Origin of the sequence: Alkalihalophilus sp. As8PL (assembly GCF_040939795.1) — a bacterium.
Taxonomy (GTDB): domain Bacteria; phylum Bacillota; class Bacilli; order Bacillales; family Bacillaceae_D; genus Alkalihalophilus; species Alkalihalophilus lindianensis.
This window is the reverse complement of the sequence record NZ_CP162551.1, coordinates 1,120,421-1,142,993: the sequence shown is the minus strand read 5'-3', so window position 1 is coordinate 1,142,993 and position 22,573 is coordinate 1,120,421. Positions and strand designations below refer to the sequence as shown.

The window sequence follows — 22,573 nt, the reverse complement described above, 5'->3', positions numbered from 1 at the left end:
ATGCACACTCCCTCTCTTTCTACGTGAACGAAAGTGAGGGCTCAGGCAATGATTAAAGCTGAAGTAGAAGAATATTTAAAGTCACTCGTACCTACAAGAGAGCCACTTGTCTTGGCGATGGAGCATTATGCCAAAGAGCATAACGTACCGATTATGGATTTAGTAGGGATGGAGAGCCTACTCCAACAATTAAAGCTGATTCAACCAGCTCGTATTTTAGAAGTTGGAGCAGCTATTGGGTACTCGGCGATTCGGATGGCACAAGCTCTACCGGATACAACAATTGTGACAATCGAACGAGATGAACATCGATATCAAGAAGCATTGGTTAATATTCGCAAAAATGAGTTAACAGACCGAATTCAGGTACGATTTGGAGATGCACTCGATTTAGCCGAAACACTTGAATCAGAGCCCCTTTTTGATGTATTATTTATTGATGCCGCAAAAGGGCAATATCAACGTTTTTTTGATTTATACGGAAAAATGGTTAAGCCAAATGGCGTCGTATTTTCAGATAATGTTTTATTTAGAGGTCTAGTGGCCGAAGATGAGATAGAGGAAAAAAGACTGAGATCGATTGCCAAGAAGCTACGCATATATAATGAGTGGTTAATGGAGCATCCAGAGTATGAAACGAGAATTTTACCTCTCGGCGATGGTCTTGCAGTAAGTATTAAGAAATGAAGTGGTAGGAAGGTGTGATTACATGAGTAATAAGCCAGAGTTGCTTGCTACACCAAAAGATGTAGCAGCTGCAGAGCGATTACTACATGCAGGGGCAGATGCGTTAATCATTGGCGAACAGCGATATGGTTTACGTCTTGCAGGTGAATTTACAAGAGCGGATGTTGAAGCTGTAACAGAGCTTGCACATGATAAGGGGAAGAAAGTATATGTAGCTATGAATGCTCTTCTACACAATGATACAGTAGGTGAGTTAGCTGACTACATTGCCTTTTTAAAAGAAGCAAAAGTTGATGCGATTGTCTTCGGTGACCCAGCTGTTTTAATGACGGCTAGAGAAGTGGCACCAGAGATGAAACTACATTGGAATACAGAAACAACGGCAACCAACTGGTTTACAGCTAATTATTGGGGCCGTAAAGGAGCTAAACGTGCTGTACTTGCACGCGAGCTGAATATGGATTCGATCGTCGAGATCAAAGAGAATGCAGAAGTAGAAATAGAGGTTCAAGTTCATGGGATGACCTGTATGTTCCAATCGAAACGTACGTTAATTGGCAACTACATGACATTCCAAGGCAAAAATCTTGCTGTTGAGCGTACGGACCAATCGCGTAATATGGTTTTATTTGACTCAGAACGTGATGCGAAATACCCAATTTTTGAAGATGAAAATGGTACACATATTATGAGTCCAAATGACATCTCGATTATTGATGAACTTGAAGAAATGATTGATGCAGGAGTCGATAGCTTCAAGATTGACGGGATCCTAAAATCAACGGAATACATGGAGAAGGTTGTGGCGATTTATCGCGAAGCAATCGATTTATGTGTGGATGACCGTGATGCCTATGATGATAAGAAAGATGAATTTGTCGAACAAGTTGAAGCAGTTCAACCAGATAATCGCAAATTAGATACAGGATTTTTCTTTAAAGAAACGGTTTATTAAGGAGGGAATACGTGATGCAGACGATTGCAGAACAAACAAAAGAAGGCAAACGCATTATTGTCAAAAAGCCTGAACTTCTTGCACCAGCTGGAAGCTTAGAGAAGTTAAAAGTCGCTGTACATTACGGTGCAGATGCGGTCTATATCGGCGGACGTGAATTTGGATTACGCTCGAATGCAGACAACTTCTCGATTGAAGAAATGCGTGAAGGTGTTCAATTTGCAAGTAAGTATGGAGCAAAAGTATATGTGACAACAAATATTTATGCTCATAACGAGAACATGGACGGACTTGAAGAGTATTTACGCGACTTGCAAGATGTAGGCGTAACTGGAATTATTGTTGCTGACCCGTTAATCATTGAAACATGTAAACGAGTCGCGCCTAAAGTAGAAGTTCACTTAAGTACGCAACAATCTCTATCAAACTGGCTAGCTGTGAAGTATTGGAAAGAAGAAGGTCTTCACCGTGTTGTATTAGCACGTGAGGTCAGTCTTGAGGAAATGCTTGAAATGAAGAAGAATGTGGATATTGAAATTGAAACATTCGTTCACGGTGCAATGTGTATTTCTTACTCTGGACGCTGTGTGTTAAGTAATCACATGACTGCTCGTGATTCAAACCGCGGTGGCTGTTGTCAGTCTTGCCGTTGGGAATACGATTTGTATGAGACAAATGAAAACGGCGAAAAGGCATTATTCAATCCAGATGATGCATCGTACACGATGAGTCCAAAAGATTTGAATCTTGTTCAAGCCATTCCAAAGCTTATTGAAGCAGGAATTGATAGCTTAAAGGTAGAAGGACGTATGAAGTCGATTCACTACGTGGCGACGGTAACGAGCGTTTATCGTAAAGTGATTGATGCTTATTGTGCAGATCCTGAAAACTTTGTAATTGATAAAGCTTGGATGGACGAGCTTGAAAAATGTGCAAATCGTGACTTTGCCCCACAATTCTTTGAAGGTAAGCCAACCTATGAAGAGCAAATGTATGGCATTCATCCAAAACGTACGAAGTTTGACTTTGCTGGTCTTGTGCTTGATTATGAGGCAGAGACGAGTATGGTGACATTGCAACAACGTAACCATTTTAAGCCTGGTGATGAGATTGAATTTTTTGGTCCAGAAATTGAAAACTTTGTACAAACGGTAGGAACGATCTGGAATGAAGACGGGGAAGAGTTAGATGCAGCTAGACATCCACTTGAGACGATTCGTTTTAAAGTAGACCGTCCAGTATACCCTCAGAATATGATGCGTAAAGAGGTACGATAAATGGTGAAGAAACCGATAATTATTGGGGTAGCAGGCGGAACAGGCTCTGGGAAGACCACTGTAGCAAAAGAGATTTTTCAGCAATTTAATGAGCAATCAATTGTGTTAATTGAACAAGATGCTTACTACAAGGATCAAAGTCATCTTGAGTTCGAAGAGCGTCTGCAAACAAACTACGATCACCCTTTTGCATTTGATAACGATTTGTTGCTTGAACACTTGCAAATGCTCGCTCGTGGTGAGGGCGTGAATAAGCCAATCTATGATTACAAAATTCACACGCGTTCTGAAGATGTGATCGTGATTGATCCAAAAGATGTCATCATCTTAGAAGGTATCTTAATTTTAGAAGATGAGCGTTTACGTGATATGATGGACATTAAGCTATTTGTTGATACCGATGCTGATATCCGTATCATTCGTCGATTAGTCCGTGATATACAAGAGCGTGGACGTTCGATTGAATCGGTCATTGATCAATACACAACTGTAGTAAGACCAATGCATCTTCAATTCATTGAACCAACGAAGCGCTATGCCGATGTGGTTATTCCTGAGGGTGGTCAGAATCGTGTCGCAATTGATTTAATGGTGACAAAAATTCGCACAATTATTGAAGAAAAAGCCATTTTGTAATAGCATAAGGAAAGCGAGGTTTTTATACCTTGCTTCTTTTTCTACATATGTATAGAATTTCTTCTAGTAGATGGGAATACTATATACAACTGATATTGGATATATATGACGAGGAGTGAAAGTCAATGGCAGAAGAAAAAAAGCATTATATGACCGAAGAGGGTAAGCGTAAATTAGAAGACGAATTAGAATTTCTAAAAACAGAGCGACGTAAAGAGGTCGTAGAACGTATAAAAATTGCCCGTAGTTTTGGTGATTTATCGGAGAACTCCGAGTATGATTCTGCTAAAGAAGAGCAAGCATTCGTTGAAGGACGTATCATTCAGCTTGAGAAAATGATTCGTAATGCTGTTATGATTGAAGAAGAAGCTGGCTCATCTCATGTTGTATCACTAGGTAAGCGTGTAAAGTTTGTTGAGCTTCCTGATGGGGACGAAGAAGAGTATACAATTGTAGGTAGTGCAGAGAGTGATCCGGCAGAAGGTAAAATCTCGAACGACTCACCGATGGCTCAAAGCATCCTAGGCCGCTCAGTTGGAGATAAAGTAACCGTACAAACTCCAGCTGGCGATATGTCGATTGAAATTTTAGAAATTAATTAATAAGATACACGAAAACCGTCACAGATGTGGCGGTTTTTTGTGTGAAAAGAAAAGAGGCTGAGACAAAAGAATTTTAACTTATGTGAATCCGAACATTACAGATGCGACCTATGTATACCGCTCCTGAACTAAACTTCGCTTTTCGCGGGGAGCTAGTGAGCTTCCTCGGGCTTTGCCCTGTGGGATCTCACTCCTGCTCTAGTCCCCGCAGAAGTCTCCGTATAGTTCATCCGCTAGATTAGCGCTTCGTTCGTATCATGAGTCAAATTCTCTAATTATGTCCCAGCCTCCTCCAATAATATATTTAGTGTTCTAACGCCTCTTTTGCAAGCTGGATGACGGTCATATCATCCATTGGCGGGTTGTGAAGCCCTGCACGTACGTCACGGTAATAGCGCTGCAATGGATTGTCATGAAATAAACTATTGGCTCCGACTACACGCATGGCCTGATCGACCACTTCATTCGCCGTGTTAACGACCATCATCTTAACCGTTGCTAACTCCGGTTTCATGAATGCGCGCTCTTCTATTGGCGTATCATCCCATTTTTTTGCGACCGAATGAAGAAAATGCCTACTCTGCATTAACTTTGCTTCATTTTCCCCAATACGTTGTTGCACATTTGGAAGTTCACTTATAGTTCCGTTAATACTATTTGGTGAATAAGTCTTAGCATAGTCAATCGCTGTTTGTTGAGCTGCCTGGGCAATGCCTAAATAGCAGGCAGGGATATGAAGCAACCAGCCCATTGCAGGCTTTTCACCACCAATGAGTGGTTCTAATAAATAACGAGTAGGGACACGTACATCTTTTAGAATCAAGTCATGACTTCCGGTTGCACGCATGCCAACTGTATTCCACGTCTCCTCAATCGTTACACCCTCAAGTTGACGAGGGATGAGAAAGTTTGCGATTCCATCGTCCTCATTATGAGAGGCCGTTACGATGAAATAATCAAGGACGGGTGCCATCGTCGTGAAGGTCTTTTTACCATTTATGACCCAGGCGTTCCCATCCCGTGAAGCAGTTGTTTGCGGCTTACCACCACGGGTAGGACTGCCGGTATCTGGTTCAGTAGCAGCAGCATTGATTAATTTGCCATCTCGCAACACTTCTTCAGCGATCTCTTTAAATAAAGTCGGGTCCCATTTTCCTTGTTCTCCTAAATTTTTTATGATCCCCATATGCCAACCAATTGAGAGGGCGGTAGAACCATCACCTTGGGCTAATAGCTCTTGAAGACGTACGAACTCATATAACGATATATCAGCTCCACCGTAACGTTTTGGAACAGTGAGACTTGTGTAGCCGATTTGTTTTAGTTCTTCTATATTTTCAAAAGGAAAGCTTCGTTCTTGATCATGCTTAGCAGCTCGTTTATGAAATTGAGTGATGAGTGGTTGTAGATCTTTTTTTCGATCGTTTGATTGCTTTAATAATTGAGACACGGATATCCTCCTCATTCATGAATCATACAAATAGGATACGCAAAGTTAGATTAAAACGCAAAAGGAAGACCTTCAACCTTTCATTGATCTCAATTTTGATTCAGTCGTGAAAAAATATGTAGATTTTCGTTAAATTCCCAACGAAGATGCGACGTTTGCTACTATAGAGTAGGTAAAGCAAATAGGCGCAATAAATTTGTCCATTTTTATAAAAAAGGTAAGACTGATTAGCCTTTTTGTTTAAGATTTTGTATAATACTTTCATAGATTAAGAGAGAGGACGTGACTCGTGTGCAAGGAACACGTTTTGAACATCGAAAAAAGAAGCGCATGAATACGGTTTTAAACGTAGCTATAGGATTAGTTGTTGTCTTAATTATCGTGTTTGCTGCGCAAATATTCCTCGGCTCTTCTGATACAGAAGATGTAGCACTTGAAATAGATGAAGAATCAGAAGAAAGTGTAGAGATCGAGAGTGAATCTGAACCTGCACCAGAAACAGATGAAACGACTGAAGCACCTGAAGAAGCACCTGATGAGGATGCTTTAGAGGAAGATGAAGACGAAGAAGGTACAGAAGAGGATGACTTAGAACCAGCAGAAGATGGAGAGTGGGAGCCAGTTGGTACAAACCAATCAGGTGACTTTTCACATGATTTTACAAGAGGTGGCACGAACTGGAATGAAATGGAGCGTGCACTTAGATATGCAACGGGTCTTGGAGAAGACATGATTACATGGCGTTTAGAAAATGGCGGTCCGACCTCTGTGATCGGAACAGTAAGTGCGCCTGATCAGCAAACGTCGCCATATCAAGTACGTCTTGAGTGGGTAGATGGACAAGGCTGGCAACCCGTATCAAAAGAACAATTATCAAACAATCCATACAGAAGAGGATAATTAAAACACTGAATCTGTTTCTAAGATTCCTAAAAATTTAGAGACGGTTATTAAAGTCAGGCAGCTTGTTCAAAATGAGTTCGGTATTGTACCGGACTCATTTTTAATTTTGCCTCGTTTTAAAACAAGTTCACTGCTCTTGTAAGGAAGTTTGTTTTATTTTTACTATGGTTAGATTATTTAAATTGGGTAAAGAAAAGAAAGAGATTAAAGATTGGAGGAAAATCAATTGAATGTTTTGTATTTACTTGCAGGGCTAGCAGCAGTCACAACTGCAATTTTACATGGAAGATGGGGGGAAAAAACAATCATTCGAGAGTTGAAGCAAGCGTCTATAACCGATTTGGCAAAAGCAGGATTTACGGTTGCTTGGCATCAAATCACAGCTATGCTTACTGTATCAGGTATCGCAATCATTGTTCTTTCATTTATCCCTTCAATGGTAGCTTTTGCTACGGCAGGCATTCTAATAGTAGTACTTTACTTAGGGAATATCTTGGTTTTTCTCATGGTTTGTAAGCGGAAATTTCCTGATGTAATTCGCAGTACCTATTATCCAGTATTTAATTCTGTAGCCATGATTGTTCTAATTATTTTAGGGATTATAGTAAAGAATGTTTAAATAGTTAAATGATGTCATATAGAGGTAGATGAGTGTTTGACCAAGATCGATCTGTTATTTTAATTAATCAACCATTTATCCCATCAAGCCATTTTATATAGTAGTCAGGACAAAGAGCTTTCTCTATATGCTCATTTTGATGGCATGGTGATATTTATCTTCAAAATTATCGGTGCCAATAAAAACATAGCTCTTCCAAAGTTTTAGTACCCTCCTAATCGTTTTCACTTATATTAATTTTTTCGTTTGTATCATTAATAAAAAAATAACCCCTTTCCAAATCTTCGCTCATGTACATACACGAATAAACCAACATCATTGGAACCTTTTCATGGTGCTAATAGAATATTAAACAATATCCCACATTAAACCAGTTTATCTTTTTGAAATGGAGGGAACATATTACTAAGCACAGAGATAAGAGAGGATGATAAAGATGCTTAGAACAATTTTAATGATTATTGGGGCAATTGTAGTTATTAGTTTAATTATGTCTTTACTGTAAGACACATATAAGGAAAGCCTGCTTCTTTAAATAAGAAGCAGGCTTTCCTTTGTTTTGATTGTACTTTTTTTCTAAGAATGAAGGGAAAGACTTTAAATAAACAGAATAGTATGTATATAATAAACATACTAAACGGTTAGTATTTAAAGAGTTAAATGAAAGCGCGTACATAAAGGGGGAGAAATGATGTTAGAAGCGAAACAAGAAAAGCTGAAACCTGCTCAAGCAGTAGAAAGACCGGGTACTAAGGAAATGTTGAATTATGGTTTAGGTTTCTTTGGAATCATCCTTGTTTGGACGTTAGTAGGCTCTTTTCTAACTTTTTACTACACGGACGTGGCAGGGATATCGGCTGGGGTAGTTGGGACATTGATGCTTGTAGCTCGTCTATTTGACGGGGTAACAGATATTGGAATGGGGACGGTTGTCGATCGTACGAAATCAAAGCATGGGAAAGCTCGTCCTTGGATTATTTGGATGACACTTCCACTGGCAATTGCGACGATCATGCTTTTCACTGTGCCAGATATCAGTATGACCGGGAAAATCATTTATGCTTACATTACATATATCTTATTAATTTTAGTGTATACAGCGATCTCGATTCCTTATAAAACCCTTCTCGGTTTAATGACTCAAGATCAACAAGGCCGTTCAATGACAAATGTATATACAGGAATTTTCACGATGTCGAGTACGCTCCTTGTGATGACAATGGCTCAACCATTAGCCTCTGCAATTGGTGGACAACTCGGGTGGACGGTTGTTGCCGTATTAGCAGGGATCATCATTGTGACGACAAGCATCATTGCTTTTAGAGCAACAAAAGAACGTGTAGGAACTTCTAGCACGCAACCAAAAGATGATGTCCCGTTAAATCTGGGTTTAAAAGCGCTTATGACCAACAAATACTGGTTAATCATTACGGCTTATTGTGTCGTCACTTACACAGTGAATGCGCTACTTACAGGAGCAGGACTGTATTATGCCATTTATGTATTAGGAAGTGGAACTTATTTTTCTTTAATAAGTTTAGCATTGTTTATTCCGAGCATCATCTGCTTCTTCTTTATTGCCCCATTAATTAAGCGATATGGGAAACGAAATATCGCACTAGTTGTCTCAGTTATTGCTATTTTTGGTCCACTTGTGAAGCTTATTGATCCGACTAATGCTACGGTTTTTCTAGCAGGTACAGTGATTCAAGGTTTTAGTTTGATCCCAGTCCTGACCCTGCTCTATGCGATGATTAATGATACAAATGAATACGGTGAATGGAAAAATGGTTTCCGGACAGAAGGATTAATCAATAGTGCTGCAAGCTTCGGTATGAAAGTCGGAACCGGGGTAGGGAGTGCATTAATTGGGTGGCTGCTAGCATTTGGCGGTTATGTTGGGGCAGCTAATGAGCAATCAACAATGGCGATTACGATGATCCTTACCCTCAATATTTACCTGCCACTCGCGTTATGTTTTCTACAAGTATTCTTACTGTGGATGTATAAGCTTGATCGCAACTATCCCATTATTTTAGCTGAGCTGGAACAGAGGAAGGTCTAAGTAGGATAAAAAAAGAGGCTAGCTCAAAATGTCAATCGTATCCTTACGTCAAATCATCCCAACTTAGCAAGAGCAAGGACTTGAATTTGTGACGGTTCCTGAGTTGGTGTGAATTCCTTATCTAGACCAATAATACAAATAAGAAAGAAGCTGGGTATTTATATTCAGCTTCTTCTTCAGGTGCAAATCATTATTCTTTACGTATAATGGAACATTTTCGATTTTTATAAAGGATTTCCTCGATTTTTATGGAAACAAGTAGAATAGTTGTCTTTAATTAAATAACGTAATGGTGCAATTACATAAAAAAAGGGTCTACCTTTATCATTATTTAATTCGAGTTTCGAAATAGGGGTGATACACATGTTTAAGTCTGAATATTCAATCGATAAGGACTCGCTGCATTCTATTCCCTTCCCATCTTTTATTGGAGATGAGAAAGGTGAAATTATGATTCCCAATACTCTTATGAATAAAGTTCTCCAAAAAAATGATCGAGTCTTGGATGGAAATCACACTATTAAACGGTACTTCAATAATAACATGTTAGAAATGGTCATTCATGATCATTCGTATTTGTTTATAAGAAGTGAAATGGACGATACTAGCAACATAGAGTATCTCTATATCGGTGTGGAATTGAGCACCAATGAAAATAGTATCGAAAAACTCATGATCAAGTTAAAAGACACTGAACAATTAAATAGAGAGTTAGATGCAATTATCGAAAATTCGTATGATGTCATTTATATTACGGATAATACAGGAATGACATTGAAGACAAATTCAGCAATAGAACGAATTACAGGAATTCCAAAGGAGTATTATATAGGGAAAAAAGTAGATGAGTTAATAAAAAGAGGGATTCTCCAAAATTCTGTTACACACCATGTACTTAGAAAAAGAAGAACGGTTTCTTTTGTACAGTCTAACTTTCAAGGGAAAGAGACGTTAATTACAGGTAATCCTGTTTTTGATAAAAATGGAGAAATAGAAAAAATTGTTACGAATATAAGAGATCTCTCGGAATTGAATGAATTACAAGTAGCTTTAAGAAAAGCGATGGAACTAAATGAAACCTACAAAAAAGAGTTAGAACAACTGAAAGGAAAGACTTTTGATGAGACAGGTGTTGTAATATCAAGTCCAGAATTAAAGCTAATATTTGAAACGGCTAATCGAATTGCCAATGTTGATGCAACTGTCTTAATTTTAGGTGAGACAGGGGTAGGTAAAGATGTTTTAGCTAAGTATATTTACAATAACAGTATAAGAGCAAAAGAAGGAAATTTCATTAAAGTAAATTGTGGCGCGATTCCTCCAGACTTGCTTGAATCAGAACTTTTCGGATATGAAAGTGGAGCATTTACTGGAGCTAGTAAAAATGGTAAAGCTGGAATGTTTGAGTTAGCAGACAATGGAATTTTATTCTTAGATGAAATTGGAGAACTTTCTCTTTCATTGCAAGTGAAGCTTCTTAGGGTTCTACAGGAACAAGAGATTATGAGAGTAGGAGGGACAAAAACGAAAAAGGTGAATGTAAGAGTGATTGCAGCAACTAATCGAATTTTGAAGGATATGGTAAGAGAAGGGTCATTTAGAGAAGACCTTTATTATCGGTTAAATGTGATTCCTATAAAAATTCCTCCTTTAAGGGAGCGACGGGATGATATTGTTCCACTTATTAGTATGTTTCTTAATCAAATTAATCAAAAATACAATATGAAGAAAACGGTCAGTCATAAATTGAAAAATTTCTTCTATAGTTGTGAATGGTCGGGGAACGTTAGAGAGTTATCTAATTTAATTGAAAGATTGGTATTAGTAACAAGCGAAGAAGAAATTGACCTGAAGCATTTACCAGACGAGTATCTAGATCCAAAAAAACTAACTGATGATTTAAGTGAGTCATTTACACTAAAACAAGCGGTAGAAAATGCAGAGAAAAAAGTACTTGCGCTAGCTGCAGAAAAGTACGATAACACCTATGATATTGCGAAACGACTTGAAACTAGTCAGCCTACTATTGTAAGGAAACTAAAGAAATATAATTTATCGATTAAAAAGTAAAAAAAGAACCCCTATTAATAGGGGTTCTTTTTTTGGAGTGATTCATTTTTGAATGATTAAGTTATTTTCGTATCGAAGTAGATACTGAAAAAGATACAAGCGTGAATTGACTATTTTTCTTTTACCCTTGCGATGATGAATAAACAAGTGGAGGAAGCAAGTTAGATCTAGTTTTTGGATTATTCTAATTAGTTGGCATGAGTATTGCATTACTAATTAAGTGTAGGAAATTAAAAGGGGGAAGAACAAATGACAGCGATTATCACAGATGAGATTCAACAAATGAAATCAATGATTCATAATTTTGTAGAGAAGGAAGTAGAACCACTTGCTCAAAAAATTGAAGACGATGATGCTATTCCTGAGCATTTAGTAGATAAAGCAAAAGAATTAGGACTATTTGGGATGAGTATCCCAGAAGAATATGGTGGAATTGGATTAGGAGCAGTAGGTAAAGCCATCGTTCTTGAACAATTAGGAAGAACACATAATGGATTCGTTTCACTAATTAGTGCTCATACGGGAATTGGTAGTACAGGGTTAGTTCGATTAGCTTCTGATGATTTGAAGAAGCGATATTTACCAGATATGGCTGCTGGTAAGAAAATTGCCGCTTTTGCTTTATCAGAACCCCAAGCGGGTTCGGATGCTACTAACCTAGGAACTAGAGCAGAAAAAAAAGGTGATTATTGGGTCGTAAATGGTACGAAGCACTTTATTACAAATGGTCCGGTAGCAGATGTCTTTACCGTTTTTGCCCTAACTGATAAAGACAAAGGAGCAAAGGGAGGAATTACAGCATTCCTAATTGAAAAAGATTTCCCAGGTCTAATTATTGGAAAAAAAGATAAGAAAATGGGATTGAGGGGCTCTTATACTTCTCAAGTCATTTTTGAAGATTGTATCGTACCTGATGAGAACGTAATTGGAGAAGTAGGCATGGGGTACATGTCGGCTCTAACGATTTTGGGTGAAGGCAGAGTGGGCTTAGCTGCAAGAGCTGTTGGATCTTGTGATAAATTAATTGAATTAGCAGCAAAGTATTCGAAAGAAAGAGTTCAATTTGGTAAAACAATTGCTTCTAATCAAGGGATTCAATGGATGTTAGCAGATATGGCTACAGAAACAGAAGCTGCAAGAGCTCTAACAATGAAAGCTGCAGTCATGATTGATGAAGGAAAGAAAGTGATTAAAGAAGCCTCTATGGCTAAATTATTTGCTTCTGATGTATTTAACCGAGTAGCAGATAAAGCCCTTCAAATACATGGTGGTATTGGGTACATTGCGGAATACCCGGTAGAGCGTTTTTATCGTGATGCAAGGATTACGAAAATTTATGAAGGTACAAATGAAATTCAACGTTTAATCATTTCTAGAAGAATTCTAGAAGAAAACTAAGTAGAAAGTAAATATATTTTGATAAGCAGCGAGGTGGTGAAAAGGTGGAGCCTGGGCATAAGAAAACTGAAAAAATTGATACAACCATAGAAGTAAAACCAACTTTAATTGAAACGCTGTGGATGACTAGAGGGGAAAGGTGGAACAAGGCGAGAATATTAACATTAGCGGTTGCGATTTTAGCGATTGGATTGTCAGTATTTCATGTGTATACAGCTGGTTATGGTACCTTACCTTCGTGGCAACATAGGAGTCTACATTTGATTTGGGCCATTTTGTTAATCTTTATGATTTTTCCTTTTAGAAAAGGGAAGTCCTTTGGTTGGTTAGATGTACTATTTGTGTTAGTCACATTAATAACAGCGTTATATATGATTATGGATGCTTCCGGAATACAAGCGAGACAGGGGAACGTCAGTGTTAATGACATGATAGTTGGGACGGTATTGTTAGGCTTAATTTTAGAAGCGACAAGGCGTACCAATGGAATTATTATGGCTGCCATAGGTTTGTTCTTCCTCATTTATATTTTCCTAGGTGAATATTTTATCGGGGCTTTGGCACATCCGGGGGTCCGTTACGGGAAAGTCATCGACCAAATGTTCAATAGTACCCTAGGGATATTTAGTGCACCAATCTATGTGAGTTCAACGATGCTGATTCTTTTTGTTATATTCGGTTCATTTTTAATGAAATCTGGTGGTGGTCAATTTTTTACGAATTTTGCGTTCGGTGCTTTAGGTAACAAATCAGGAGGACCTGCTCTTTCGGCTGTTGGGGCTTCTGCATTAGTTTCTACTATTACTGGGAATGGAGCTGCTAATGCTGCGATCACAGGCTCCTTCACGATTCCTCTGATGAAGAAACTTGGCTATAATAAGAAATTTGCAGCTGCAGTTGAAGCAGTATCTTCTCAAGGTGGGCAAATTATGCCACCAATTATGGGTGCGGCGATATTCATCATGGCAGAAGCAACAGGAGTTCCTTATATTCAACTGGCGTTGTATGCATTAATACCAGCCGTTATTTATTTTTTAATCGCAGGTTTTATTGTGTATTTTCATGCAAAACGTCTCAAGTTAGTTGGAATTCCTAAAGAGCAACTTCCAAGCGTTAGAGAAGTTTTGTTGAAACAGAGTTATTTATTCCTACCGATCCTTCTCATTATTGGATTAATGGTTTACGGATATAGTCCGATGAGAGCAGGGTTCTATGCTATTATTGCCACAGTCATTCTCAGTTGGGTTCGTAGGCAAACGAGAATGAATCTATTAAGCATATTAGCAGCGTTAGAAAATGGTGCTAAAAGTGCCCTTGCAGTAGTCGCAGCCTGTGCCACCGCCGGAATTATTGTTGGTGCAGTTTCGTTGACTGGTCTTGGCTTAACTTTTTCAAGGTTCATGGTAGACCTTGCTGGTGGTAACCTTTTGGTATTGCTGATCTTAATGGCGATTGCCTCAATCATTCTTGGTATGGGAATGCCGACTGTATCAGCTTACGTCATATTATCAATACTTGGTGTACCAGCTTTAATGGACCTTGGAGTTAACTTAATCGCAGCTCACATGTTTGTATTTTATTTTGGAGTGCTTTCTGGATTAACACCGCCTGTTGCAATCACGGCATACACAACTGCTGGTATAGCAGGATCAAGCCCAAATGGTACAGCTTTTTATGCGATGAGAATAGGATTAGGTGGATTTTTTATTCCTTTTATTTTCGTGTACAACCCTGGCTTACTGATGCAAGGAGCTGGAGTGGGGGAGATTATTTTTACAACTGTAAGCGCTTTAATTAGCTGCTTTATTTTTGCCGCAGCAGTAGAGGGGTATTTAAATGGAATCCTAAACGTAATCCAACGAATTGTATTATTCGTGGGAGCGATCTCTTTAGTTATTCCAGGAATGATCACTGATTTTATAGGCATTGTCTTATTGATCATGATTTTAGTATTGAAAAGGTCAAATAAAGTAAATTCCAATCAAGAAATGGTTGTGTAGGACGTTCAATAAAAATCAGAAAGCGGGAGGGTATTATGAAGAAAATTATTTTAAGTACGTTACTACTATTTTTATTAGTAGCTTTGTTAGCAGCTTGTGGAGAAAGCGAAGAAGTAAATAGTTCTACAGCAGAGGATTCTGCTGTAGAGCAACTAGAAGCCCCAGAACGTTTTTTAAGAATTGGTTCGGGGCCGATGGGGTCAGGTTGGTACCCAATTACTACAATTCTATCAGAAGTATATATGGATAATTTTTCTAATCTAAATGTTTCACAGTTAGAAGGTGGTTCAGTATCTAACTTGCGCGCAATGGAAGTTGGTGATATTGAAATGAGTATGAACTTCACCTCAGACTTTGCCGATGCTTTAAATGGGAGTGGAACATTTGAAGAGACCCTAACAAAACCAACAGGTATCGCTTCTCTTTATCCGGTTTATCAAACCATTGCCACATTAGCTGATAATGATAGCATTGAGAGTATCGAGGATATTGTAGATAAACATATTTTTCTTGGACCACAAGATGGTGGTGGACCAGTAGCTTTTTGGAGAATGATGGAAGAATACGGAATTGATGAAGATGTAATTAAAAGTTCTGGCGGAAACATTTCATATGGTAACTATTCTGATGGGGCTTCCATGCTTACTGATGGGAATGTAGATGTCATTGTAGCTGGAGGGGCACCACAAGTGCAAGCCTTACAAGAAATTGAGTTAACGCGTGCAGTTAAAGTGATACCGATCGATGAGGATAAATTAAAGAGCATTGAAGAAAAAGGATATGGAATTTCTTACGATAATTTGCCTGCAGGCTCATACAAAGGCTTAGATGAAGAAATTCCCACATACACAACCATTGCAATGTTAACAATCAGTAGTGAATTACCAGATTCTTACGTGTATGACCTTACAAAGCTTCTTTGGGAAAATATGAGTATATTTGAAGAACAAGTTCCTACTAGAGCGGTTGATTTCACGTTAGAAACTGTTTTTGATGGGGTAGATCCAGATACATTGCATCCCGGTGCTAGACAATATTATGAGGAAATTGGGGCAATAGAGTAAAAAAAAGCACATGCAAAATCCCTTATATTTTGCATGTGCGTACATATTAGATCTTTATAGAAAGGGTGAAATATTATGACACGTCCCTGGTTGAAAGCTTCACAAGAGGTTGAAGATCAGCTTGAAATTCCCTTAGTATCACTGTATTCCATCTTAGAGAAAAGCGCTGGAACCTACAGCGATAAAGTAGCAATTATCTATGAAGATCATTCACTTACTTATAAAGAACTTTTTCAGAAGGTAAACAAATTAGCAGAATCGTTTAAGTCACTTGGCATGAAAAAAGGAGAAACGATTGGTTTGATGCTATCGAATCATCCCAATTATATTATTTCATTCTACGCAGCACAAGCGCTTGGGTTGATAGTTGTTCAAGTTAATCCGAGGTACACCCCAAGAGAATTGGTCCAAATTGTTAGTAATTCTGAAATGAAACAGCTCATAGTGGAAGCTGATAGTCTGGATACTGTCACACAGGTTCAATTTCTACATTCGATTGATCAAGTGATTATTACAGGTAACTCGGTTCGATCAAACGAACACGATGGATATTTTAGCTTAGAAGAACTAATGGAGGAAGGAGAAAATAAAGTTCAACATACGAGAATAAATGTGCAAGAAGACGTTGCGGTCATTCAATATACAGGTGGAACAACGGGGAAAATGAAAGGAGCTATGCTCACTCACTATAATTTAGTGGCGAATGTTGTGCAGAGCCGTGTTATGTATGGAGAGAAGATGCTAGAAGGAAACGAAAGAATTTTAACGGCTATTCCCCTCTATCATGTATACGCCATGACAGCTTCAATGAATTTAGGCATTTATATAGGAGCGACGATCATTCTCTTAAAGCAATTTGAAATTAACTTGGCACTAGATACGATCAAAAAATATCAACCTACCTTCCTGCCAGGTGTTCCACGAATATATACTTCTTTTGTTTTGCATCCTGAAGTAGAGAAGTATCGGCTTGATTGTCTAAAGTTCTGTTCGAGTGGCTCAGCTCCTCTTCCAATAGAAATAATTAATAAGTTTGAGAAATTAACCGGGGCTGTTATTGGGGAAGGATTTGGAATGTCAGAAGCCTCTCCTTCTACACATCGAAACCCGACGGTTGGTATAAGGAAAATTGGAAGTGTAGGCATTCCTCTTCCAGGCACCGATAGTAAAATTATTGATGATGATAATAACGAATTACCGAGCAGATGTGTAGGTGAATTAGTTATTAAAGGACCTCAGATTATGAAGGGGTACTTAAATAATGAGAAAGAGACAAATCATGCATTGAGAAATGGATGGTTGTATACAGGCGATTTAGCAATGATGGATGATGATGGTTATTTTTATATTGTGGGGCGAAAAAAAGAGATGATCATCAACGGCGGCTTTAATGTTTATCCTCAAGAGGTGGAGAATGTTCTATATGAGCATCAAGATGTGCGAGAAGCAGCAGTAGTAGGAATTCCTCACGAGGAGAAAGGGGAAATGATTAAAGCGTTTATTGTGCTCAAAGAAGGAACTCAGGCTGATACAGAAGAAATTCGTGGTTTCTGTTATCGGAATTTAACCAATTATAAAGTCCCTAATTTTTTTGAAATTGTCAGTGAGCTACCACGCAACACAGTAGGAAAGCTTCTAAAAAGAAAATTAGTAGAGAGTGAATTGGCTAAACACACAAGAAAGGATGCGTTATAAATGAACAATCAAATTAAGCGTGTAGGCGTGGTCGGAGCAGGGGCTATGGGGTCTCAAATAGCTATGGTCTGTGCATTAGCAGGATATCCCGTTGTTTTACAAGATATCAGTCAAGCGAGTTTAGATCGAGGGATTCAGTCACTCCAAGCTCAAATGCAAAAGAGAATAGATAAAGGTAGGTTGGATGAAAGACAAGTAGATGAAGCATTTGCAAAAATCAGTACCACTCTATCATTACATGGTTTAAGTGATGCAGATCTTATTATTGAAGCGGCTACGGAAAAGTTAGACATTAAACGAGAGGTTTTCAAACAATTAGATAGTATTGTAAAAGTAGAAGCTATTTTTGCTACAAATAGTTCCACGATTGTCAGTTCAAAAGTAGCAGATGCTACATTCAGACCTGATAAAGTATGTAATATTCATTTCTTTAATCCTGCTCTAGTCATGGAGTTAGTAGAGGTTGTAAAAGGTCCACATACATCAGAGAAGACCGCTCAGATAGCGCACGATTTTGTCAAAAGCATTAAGAAAACCCCCGTCCTGTTAAATAAAGAGATTTCTGGTTTCATTGCCAATAGAATCCTAGGGAAGTTAATGGATGAAGCAGTATTTTTACTTGAAAACGGTTATGCCTCACATGAAGAAATTGATCTTGTCTGTACAAAAGCTCTCAATCATCCGATTGGACCCTTTGCATTAATGGACCTTACAGGAATTGATGTGAACTACTTTGTGCGGATGCAACGTTTCGAAGAATCAGGAAATGAAAAAGATAAGCCAGCTGAACTTATCCGCGAGAAAGTAAATAAAGGAGAGTTAGGTAGAAAAACAGGAAAAGGATTTTATACGTACAGCTAAAACGAAGAAAAGGGTGATTTGAAGATGAGTGAAGCAGTCATTGTATCAGCGGTCAGAACAGCCATTGCGAAGCAGGGCGGGTCTCTTTCAAGTTTAGATCCTCATGAATACGGGGCCCCAGTTATTAAGGAAGCGCTTAAAAGAGCCAATGTGACAGGAGAAGAAGTGGAAGATGTAATATTTGGAAATTGCCTTTCGGGTGGTGGGAATGCAGCACGTTTAACGTTGTTAGAAGCAGGTTTACCTCTCGGTGTAGGTGGGTTGACGATTGATAGACAGTGTGGATCAGGGATAAATAGTGTAGGTCTTGCAGCAGATCGCATCAAGTTAAATCCTGATGAAATCATTGTCGCAGGAGGGACGGAAAGTATGTCACGAACTCCTTACCTTTTAGCACCTCAAACGAGAGCTTTTGATCGTATGCCTCCGTCTTTCAAAAAAAGAAAACTATCACCAGAACGGATTGGTGATCCTCCAATGGGAATCACCGCTGAAAATCTAGTAGAAAAATATGAGATTTCAAGAAAAGAACAAGATGAATATGCACTAAGAAGTCAAATGAGAATGCAAGAAGCAGTGGAACAAGGATTTTTTGCTGAACAAATCGTACCATTAGAAATTCCCTCAAAAAAAGGGACAATGGTATTTGAAAAAGATGAACATCCAAGACCTACTTCGACGATTGAAACGTTAAATAAATTAAATCCTGTATTTAAACAAGGTGGTTCTGTAACAGCTGGTAATTCTTCAGGTGTTAACGACGGAGCTTCAGCATTAGTTATGATGTCTAAAGAGCAAGCTAAACGGCGTAATCTTGAGGTGCTTGCTAAGGTGAGAGACTGGGCAATTGCAGGAACAGATCCAAATATTATGGGAATTGGCCCCGTTCCTGCTGTGAAAAAATTATTGAAAAAAACGGGTTTGACTCTATCAGATTTTGATCTAGTTGAATTAAATGAAGCATTTGCTGCACAAGTAATCGCATGTGACCGCGAACTTTCATTTGATATGGAAAAAGTCAATGTTAATGGTGGGGCCATAGCTCATGGGCACCCAATTGCTGCAACAGGCTCGATGCTTATTACAAAGCTTGCATATGAAATGAAAAGAAGAGATGTTAAGAGAGGTCTCGTAACTGCTTGCATAGGTGGCGGGCAAGGCATTGCTCTTATTTTAGAAAGATAAAATCAGCCATAGAAAAAGGAGGAAGTTGAATGATTAATTATTTGAATATTGAGATAAAAAGAGAGGGGCAAATAACCTTTATTACGATCAACCGTCCGGAAGTACGCAATGCTCTTAATAAAGAAACATTAACAGAAATTTCAAATGCACTAAGAGAGTTAAAAGAAGACGATTCAGTTGGGTGTGTCGTTTTTACTGGAAAGGGAGAAAAATCATTTGCCGCTGGAGCGGATATCGCTCAGTTAAAACAGAAATCAATGATTGATGTTTTTAAGTCTGGTGGGATGCAGGAAGTCTATGACGAGATTGAAGCCTATGAAAAGCCAACGATCGCGATGATTAATGGTTTTGCTCTTGGAGGTGGGTGTGAATTGGCAATGGCTTGTGATATCCGTATTGCTTCAAGAAATGCAAAAATGGGGCTCCCTGAATTAAGTTTAGCTATTATTCCTGGAGCCGGTGGAACACAGCGATTAACAAGATTAGTTGGTAAAGGAAAAGCGTTAGAGCTAATCCTAACAGGGAAAATCATTGATGCAGATGAAGCGCATCGGATAGGGTTGATTTCAGAAGCGGTTGAGACCGAACATCTATATGAAGCAGTCTTACAAACCTCTCATCAAATTTTATCTAAAGGCCCATTAGCGATTAAGTTAGCAAAGCTAGCTGTTCAATATGGTTCTGAAACAGATATTAAGACTGGTCAGCTCATTGAAAAACTTGCACAAGGCATTTTGTTTTCCTCCGAAGATAAGAATGAAGGAACAGAAGCTTTCCTTGATAAAAGAAAGCCTAGTTTCATTGGTAAATAATGTTAAAGGAGCAGCTGATGACTCACTCTCTAGAACGTGTAGAACAAAGTATTACGGGTAGTCCTTTTTTTAAGCACATGGGATTTAAAATTACCGAATTTGAAGAAGACCGTGTGGTATTAACATTTGAGATGCAAAATCATGCCATTAACATCAATGGTAATTTGCATGGGGGAGTGCAGGCCTCCATGCTGGACATTGTAATGGGGATGGCGATACGTGCTTTAACGAGAAAAGACTGTGTAACCTTAAATTTAAACATTCATTATCTGGTAGCTGTTTCAAAAGGGGTGCTGACAGCAACAGCTACCATTATCCAGAAGGGTTACAAAATTGTAACCGTAGAAGCCGACTTAAAGACAGAAGAAGGATTAGTAGTGTCAAAAGGGATTGGGACATTTAAAGTGATACACAGTTAGACGTGCAGTAAGGAGATGAGGGTTTGGGAGCATTAGTTGGAAGGGTAGCTTGTGTAACAGGAGGAAGTCGAGGAATAGGAAAGGCAATCGTTTCATTGTTTTTATCTGAAGGAGCCACTGTTTGGGTACTTGATAAAGATGAATCGAGCCTCGAGGTTGTTAAAAAAGAATATAGTGAAGAGAATAATCGATTATTCACACGTATAGTAGATATTTGTAATAGATCAGAGATTGAGAGAGTTTACAAAGAAGTACTACTTACAGGGAATCGAATCGACATTTTAGTCAATAATGCAGGGATTATTCGAGATAATCTGTTATTTAAAATGAGTGAGGACGATTGGGATTCAGTCATAAGTGTTCATTTAAAAGGTGCTTTTATTTGTAGTCAAATCTTCCAAGAACAAATGGTAAAGCAAACGTACGGGAGAATTATTAATATATCTTCTACTTCCGCACTTGGTAATAAAGGTCAAGCCAATTATTCGACAGCTAAAGCGGGGATCCAAGGTTTCACAAAAACACTTGCTCTAGAACTTGGGAAGTATAATATTACCGTTAATGCGATTGCACCTGGTTTTATAGAGACTGAAATGACAAAGCAGACTGCAAGTAGGTTAGGGATTGATTTTCGAGAACTAATTGATAAGAAGCGCTCTGCAATTCCTGTTGGAAGAACTGGAAAACCTGAAGATATAGCAAATGCTGCCCTCTTTTTTGCACAAGATACTTCTTCGTTTGTTAGTGGTCAAGTTTTATATGTGGCTGGTGGCCCTAAAAACTAATTGAAGTTGAAGTAGAAAGACGTATTCCTAAGTAGTGGGAATACGTCTTTTTTAAGTGTTTGATACAAAAATGAATCACGCAATACTAATATGTATTACTAAGTTAATGAAGTGTATTAAAAACCTACTGTAAGTTGCATGCGCACGTTGATAAAAAGTGGCACGGAAATTGCATTTTAAACGAACAGAGTATATTGAAGTCATTTTTGTTGAGGTGAGGAAGTTGAAAAATCTATCTGTTATTGGGTCAGGTGTTATGGGGAGAGGAATTGCTTATATTGGGGCAATAAGTGATTTTCAAGTTACGGTACAAGACATCAGTGAGGAAGCACTTGAAAGAGCGAAAGTCTATATAGAAGAGGAACTTGAAAAAAGTATTGCAAGAGGCTTTCTAACTAATGAGGTAGTGGTTCGTGCAAAAAGGAATCTAGAGTATACAACGGAATTAAAGAGAGCTGCGATTAATGCCGACTTTGTCATTGAAGCAGTGTTAGAAAAAATGGATTTGAAGATAGAGATCTTTAAGCAACTTGATGAAATATGCCCAAGCCATACGGTATTAGCTACTAATACATCTACAATGAGCCCTACTGAACTCGGAGCAGCAACGTCTAGGGCAGATAAAGTGATCGCGATGCATTTCTTTAATCCTGTTCACAAAATGAAATTAATTGAAATCATTAAAGGATTAGATACCTCAGAAGAAACGGTAAAGATCACTCAAGATTTAGGGGGCAACTTAGGAAAAGAAACAATAGAAGTAAACGAGTTTCCAGGGTTTGTGACGAGTAGGATGAACTGTTTGATTGGAAATGAAGCTATGAATATGTTGATGGAAGGAGTGGCATCAGCAGAAGATATTGATAAAGCTCTGAAGTTAGGACTTAACCATCCTATGGGACCCCTAGAACTTGCTGATCTTGTTGGGTTAGATAGTCGGTTACGCAATATGGAATACCTCTATCACACACTAGGAGAGAAATATAGACCTTGTCCACTGTTAATTAAATATGTGAAAGCAGGAAAGTTGGGACGTAAATCTGGTGCCGGTTTCTACCAATACCATTGAAACAAATAAAAAAGAACTTAA

Annotated in this window: 20 protein-coding genes; 19 read left to right on the top strand and 1 reads right to left on the bottom strand. The window is 38.5% G+C overall.

What is annotated here, in order from left to right:
* Positions 1-48 precede the first annotated feature (48 nt).
* The 5 genes from AB3N04_RS07335 to greA all read left to right on the top strand — a co-directional run bounded on the left by AB3N04_RS07335 (position 49) and on the right by greA (position 4,157).
* Complete coding sequence (locus AB3N04_RS07335) at positions 49-687, top strand: O-methyltransferase (protein WP_368505452.1); 639 nt, start codon at positions 49-51, stop codon at positions 685-687.
* A 22-nt stretch (positions 688-709) separates the two neighbouring features.
* A complete protein-coding gene (locus tag AB3N04_RS07330; protein ID WP_368505451.1) occupies positions 710-1,642 on the top strand; it encodes a peptidase U32 family protein in 933 nt (310 codons plus the stop codon).
* Positions 1,643-1,656: 14 nt separating this feature from the next.
* On the top strand, positions 1,657-2,919 hold the full coding sequence (locus tag AB3N04_RS07325; protein ID WP_368506007.1) for a U32 family peptidase: 1,263 nt from the start codon (positions 1,657-1,659) through the stop codon (positions 2,917-2,919).
* Positions 2,920-3,555, top strand: a complete 636-nt coding sequence (gene udk / locus AB3N04_RS07320; RefSeq protein ID WP_368505450.1) for a uridine kinase — start codon at positions 2,920-2,922, stop codon at positions 3,553-3,555. It abuts the gene before it with no gap.
* Between the two features lie 125 nt (positions 3,556-3,680).
* Positions 3,681-4,157: a transcription elongation factor GreA gene (gene greA / locus AB3N04_RS07315; RefSeq protein ID WP_047973541.1), complete on the top strand. Its 477-nt coding sequence runs from the start codon at positions 3,681-3,683 to the stop codon at positions 4,155-4,157.
* A gap of 304 nt (positions 4,158-4,461) precedes the next feature.
* Here the strand turns inward: greA and AB3N04_RS07310 are convergent, their stop codons facing one another.
* Positions 4,462-5,607, bottom strand: coding sequence for an acyl-CoA dehydrogenase family protein (locus AB3N04_RS07310; protein WP_368505449.1), 1,146 nt, complete (start codon positions 5,605-5,607; stop codon positions 4,462-4,464).
* A 282-nt stretch (positions 5,608-5,889) separates the two neighbouring features.
* Here AB3N04_RS07310 and AB3N04_RS07305 point away from each other — a divergent pair, with 282 nt between their 5' ends.
* From AB3N04_RS07305 to AB3N04_RS07240, 14 genes are all read left to right on the top strand, one after another.
* Positions 5,890-6,507 carry a YrrS family protein gene (locus AB3N04_RS07305; protein WP_368505448.1) on the top strand — a complete coding sequence of 206 codons (618 nt, stop codon included), beginning with the start codon at positions 5,890-5,892 and terminating at the stop codon, positions 6,505-6,507.
* A 229-nt stretch (positions 6,508-6,736) separates the two neighbouring features.
* Positions 6,737-7,129, top strand: a complete 393-nt coding sequence (locus AB3N04_RS07300; protein ID WP_368505447.1) for a hypothetical protein — start codon at positions 6,737-6,739, stop codon at positions 7,127-7,129.
* Between the two features lie 688 nt (positions 7,130-7,817).
* Positions 7,818-9,194 (top strand): MFS transporter, encoded by a 1,377-nt coding sequence (locus AB3N04_RS07295; protein ID WP_368505446.1) that lies wholly within the window; start codon positions 7,818-7,820, stop codon positions 9,192-9,194.
* A 363-nt stretch (positions 9,195-9,557) separates the two neighbouring features.
* Entirely contained in the window at positions 9,558-11,264 is a 1,707-nt protein-coding gene (locus AB3N04_RS07290) for a sigma-54 interaction domain-containing protein (protein WP_368505445.1), read from the top strand.
* A 249-nt stretch (positions 11,265-11,513) separates the two neighbouring features.
* Positions 11,514-12,662 carry an acyl-CoA dehydrogenase family protein gene (locus AB3N04_RS07285; protein ID WP_368505444.1) on the top strand — a complete coding sequence of 383 codons (1,149 nt, stop codon included), beginning with the start codon at positions 11,514-11,516 and terminating at the stop codon, positions 12,660-12,662.
* Positions 12,663-12,706: 44 nt separating this feature from the next.
* The gene (locus AB3N04_RS07280; RefSeq protein WP_368505443.1) at positions 12,707-14,662 is read left to right on the top strand and encodes a TRAP transporter permease; all 1,956 of its coding nucleotides are present in this window, start codon (positions 12,707-12,709) and stop codon (positions 14,660-14,662) included.
* 35 nt (positions 14,663-14,697) lie between these two features.
* Complete coding sequence (locus AB3N04_RS07275) at positions 14,698-15,726, top strand: TAXI family TRAP transporter solute-binding subunit (protein ID WP_368505441.1); 1,029 nt, start codon at positions 14,698-14,700, stop codon at positions 15,724-15,726.
* Positions 15,727-15,801: 75 nt separating this feature from the next.
* Positions 15,802-17,421, top strand: a complete 1,620-nt coding sequence (locus tag AB3N04_RS07270) for a long-chain fatty acid--CoA ligase (RefSeq protein ID WP_368505440.1) — start codon at positions 15,802-15,804, stop codon at positions 17,419-17,421.
* Complete coding sequence (locus AB3N04_RS07265; protein ID WP_368505439.1) at positions 17,422-18,282, top strand: 3-hydroxyacyl-CoA dehydrogenase family protein; 861 nt, start codon at positions 17,422-17,424, stop codon at positions 18,280-18,282. It abuts the gene before it with no gap.
* A gap of 24 nt (positions 18,283-18,306) precedes the next feature.
* Positions 18,307-19,467 (top strand): acetyl-CoA C-acyltransferase, encoded by a 1,161-nt coding sequence (locus tag AB3N04_RS07260; protein ID WP_368505438.1) that lies wholly within the window; start codon positions 18,307-18,309, stop codon positions 19,465-19,467.
* A 29-nt stretch (positions 19,468-19,496) separates the two neighbouring features.
* Entirely contained in the window at positions 19,497-20,279 is a 783-nt protein-coding gene (locus tag AB3N04_RS07255; RefSeq protein WP_368505437.1) for an enoyl-CoA hydratase/isomerase family protein, read from the top strand.
* 17 nt (positions 20,280-20,296) lie between these two features.
* Positions 20,297-20,698, top strand: a complete 402-nt coding sequence (locus AB3N04_RS07250) for a PaaI family thioesterase (protein WP_368505436.1) — start codon at positions 20,297-20,299, stop codon at positions 20,696-20,698.
* A gap of 23 nt (positions 20,699-20,721) precedes the next feature.
* Complete coding sequence (locus tag AB3N04_RS07245) at positions 20,722-21,483, top strand: SDR family NAD(P)-dependent oxidoreductase (protein WP_368505435.1); 762 nt, start codon at positions 20,722-20,724, stop codon at positions 21,481-21,483.
* A gap of 223 nt (positions 21,484-21,706) precedes the next feature.
* Positions 21,707-22,552, top strand: coding sequence for a 3-hydroxyacyl-CoA dehydrogenase NAD-binding domain-containing protein (locus AB3N04_RS07240; protein WP_368506006.1), 846 nt, complete (start codon positions 21,707-21,709; stop codon positions 22,550-22,552).
* Positions 22,553-22,573: the final 21 nt, after the last annotated feature.

Coding starts and splice junctions, on each gene's coding strand:
- AB3N04_RS07250 (WP_368505436.1), top strand. CDS start 20,297: ATGACTCACTCTCTAGAACGTGTAGAACAAAGTATTACGGGTAGTCCT.
- AB3N04_RS07290 (WP_368505445.1), top strand. CDS start 9,558: ATGTTTAAGTCTGAATATTCAATCGATAAGGACTCGCTGCATTCTATT.
- AB3N04_RS07270 (WP_368505440.1), top strand. CDS start 15,802: ATGACACGTCCCTGGTTGAAAGCTTCACAAGAGGTTGAAGATCAGCTT.
- AB3N04_RS07295 (WP_368505446.1), top strand. CDS start 7,818: ATGATGTTAGAAGCGAAACAAGAAAAGCTGAAACCTGCTCAAGCAGTA.
- AB3N04_RS07255 (WP_368505437.1), top strand. CDS start 19,497: ATGATTAATTATTTGAATATTGAGATAAAAAGAGAGGGGCAAATAACC.
- greA (WP_047973541.1), top strand. CDS start 3,681: ATGGCAGAAGAAAAAAAGCATTATATGACCGAAGAGGGTAAGCGTAAA.
- AB3N04_RS07330 (WP_368505451.1), top strand. CDS start 710: ATGAGTAATAAGCCAGAGTTGCTTGCTACACCAAAAGATGTAGCAGCT.
- udk (WP_368505450.1), top strand. CDS start 2,920: ATGGTGAAGAAACCGATAATTATTGGGGTAGCAGGCGGAACAGGCTCT.
- AB3N04_RS07325 (WP_368506007.1), top strand. CDS start 1,657: ATGCAGACGATTGCAGAACAAACAAAAGAAGGCAAACGCATTATTGTC.
- AB3N04_RS07275 (WP_368505441.1), top strand. CDS start 14,698: ATGAAGAAAATTATTTTAAGTACGTTACTACTATTTTTATTAGTAGCT.
- AB3N04_RS07265 (WP_368505439.1), top strand. CDS start 17,422: ATGAACAATCAAATTAAGCGTGTAGGCGTGGTCGGAGCAGGGGCTATG.
- AB3N04_RS07260 (WP_368505438.1), top strand. CDS start 18,307: ATGAGTGAAGCAGTCATTGTATCAGCGGTCAGAACAGCCATTGCGAAG.
- AB3N04_RS07335 (WP_368505452.1), top strand. CDS start 49: ATGATTAAAGCTGAAGTAGAAGAATATTTAAAGTCACTCGTACCTACA.
- AB3N04_RS07285 (WP_368505444.1), top strand. CDS start 11,514: ATGACAGCGATTATCACAGATGAGATTCAACAAATGAAATCAATGATT.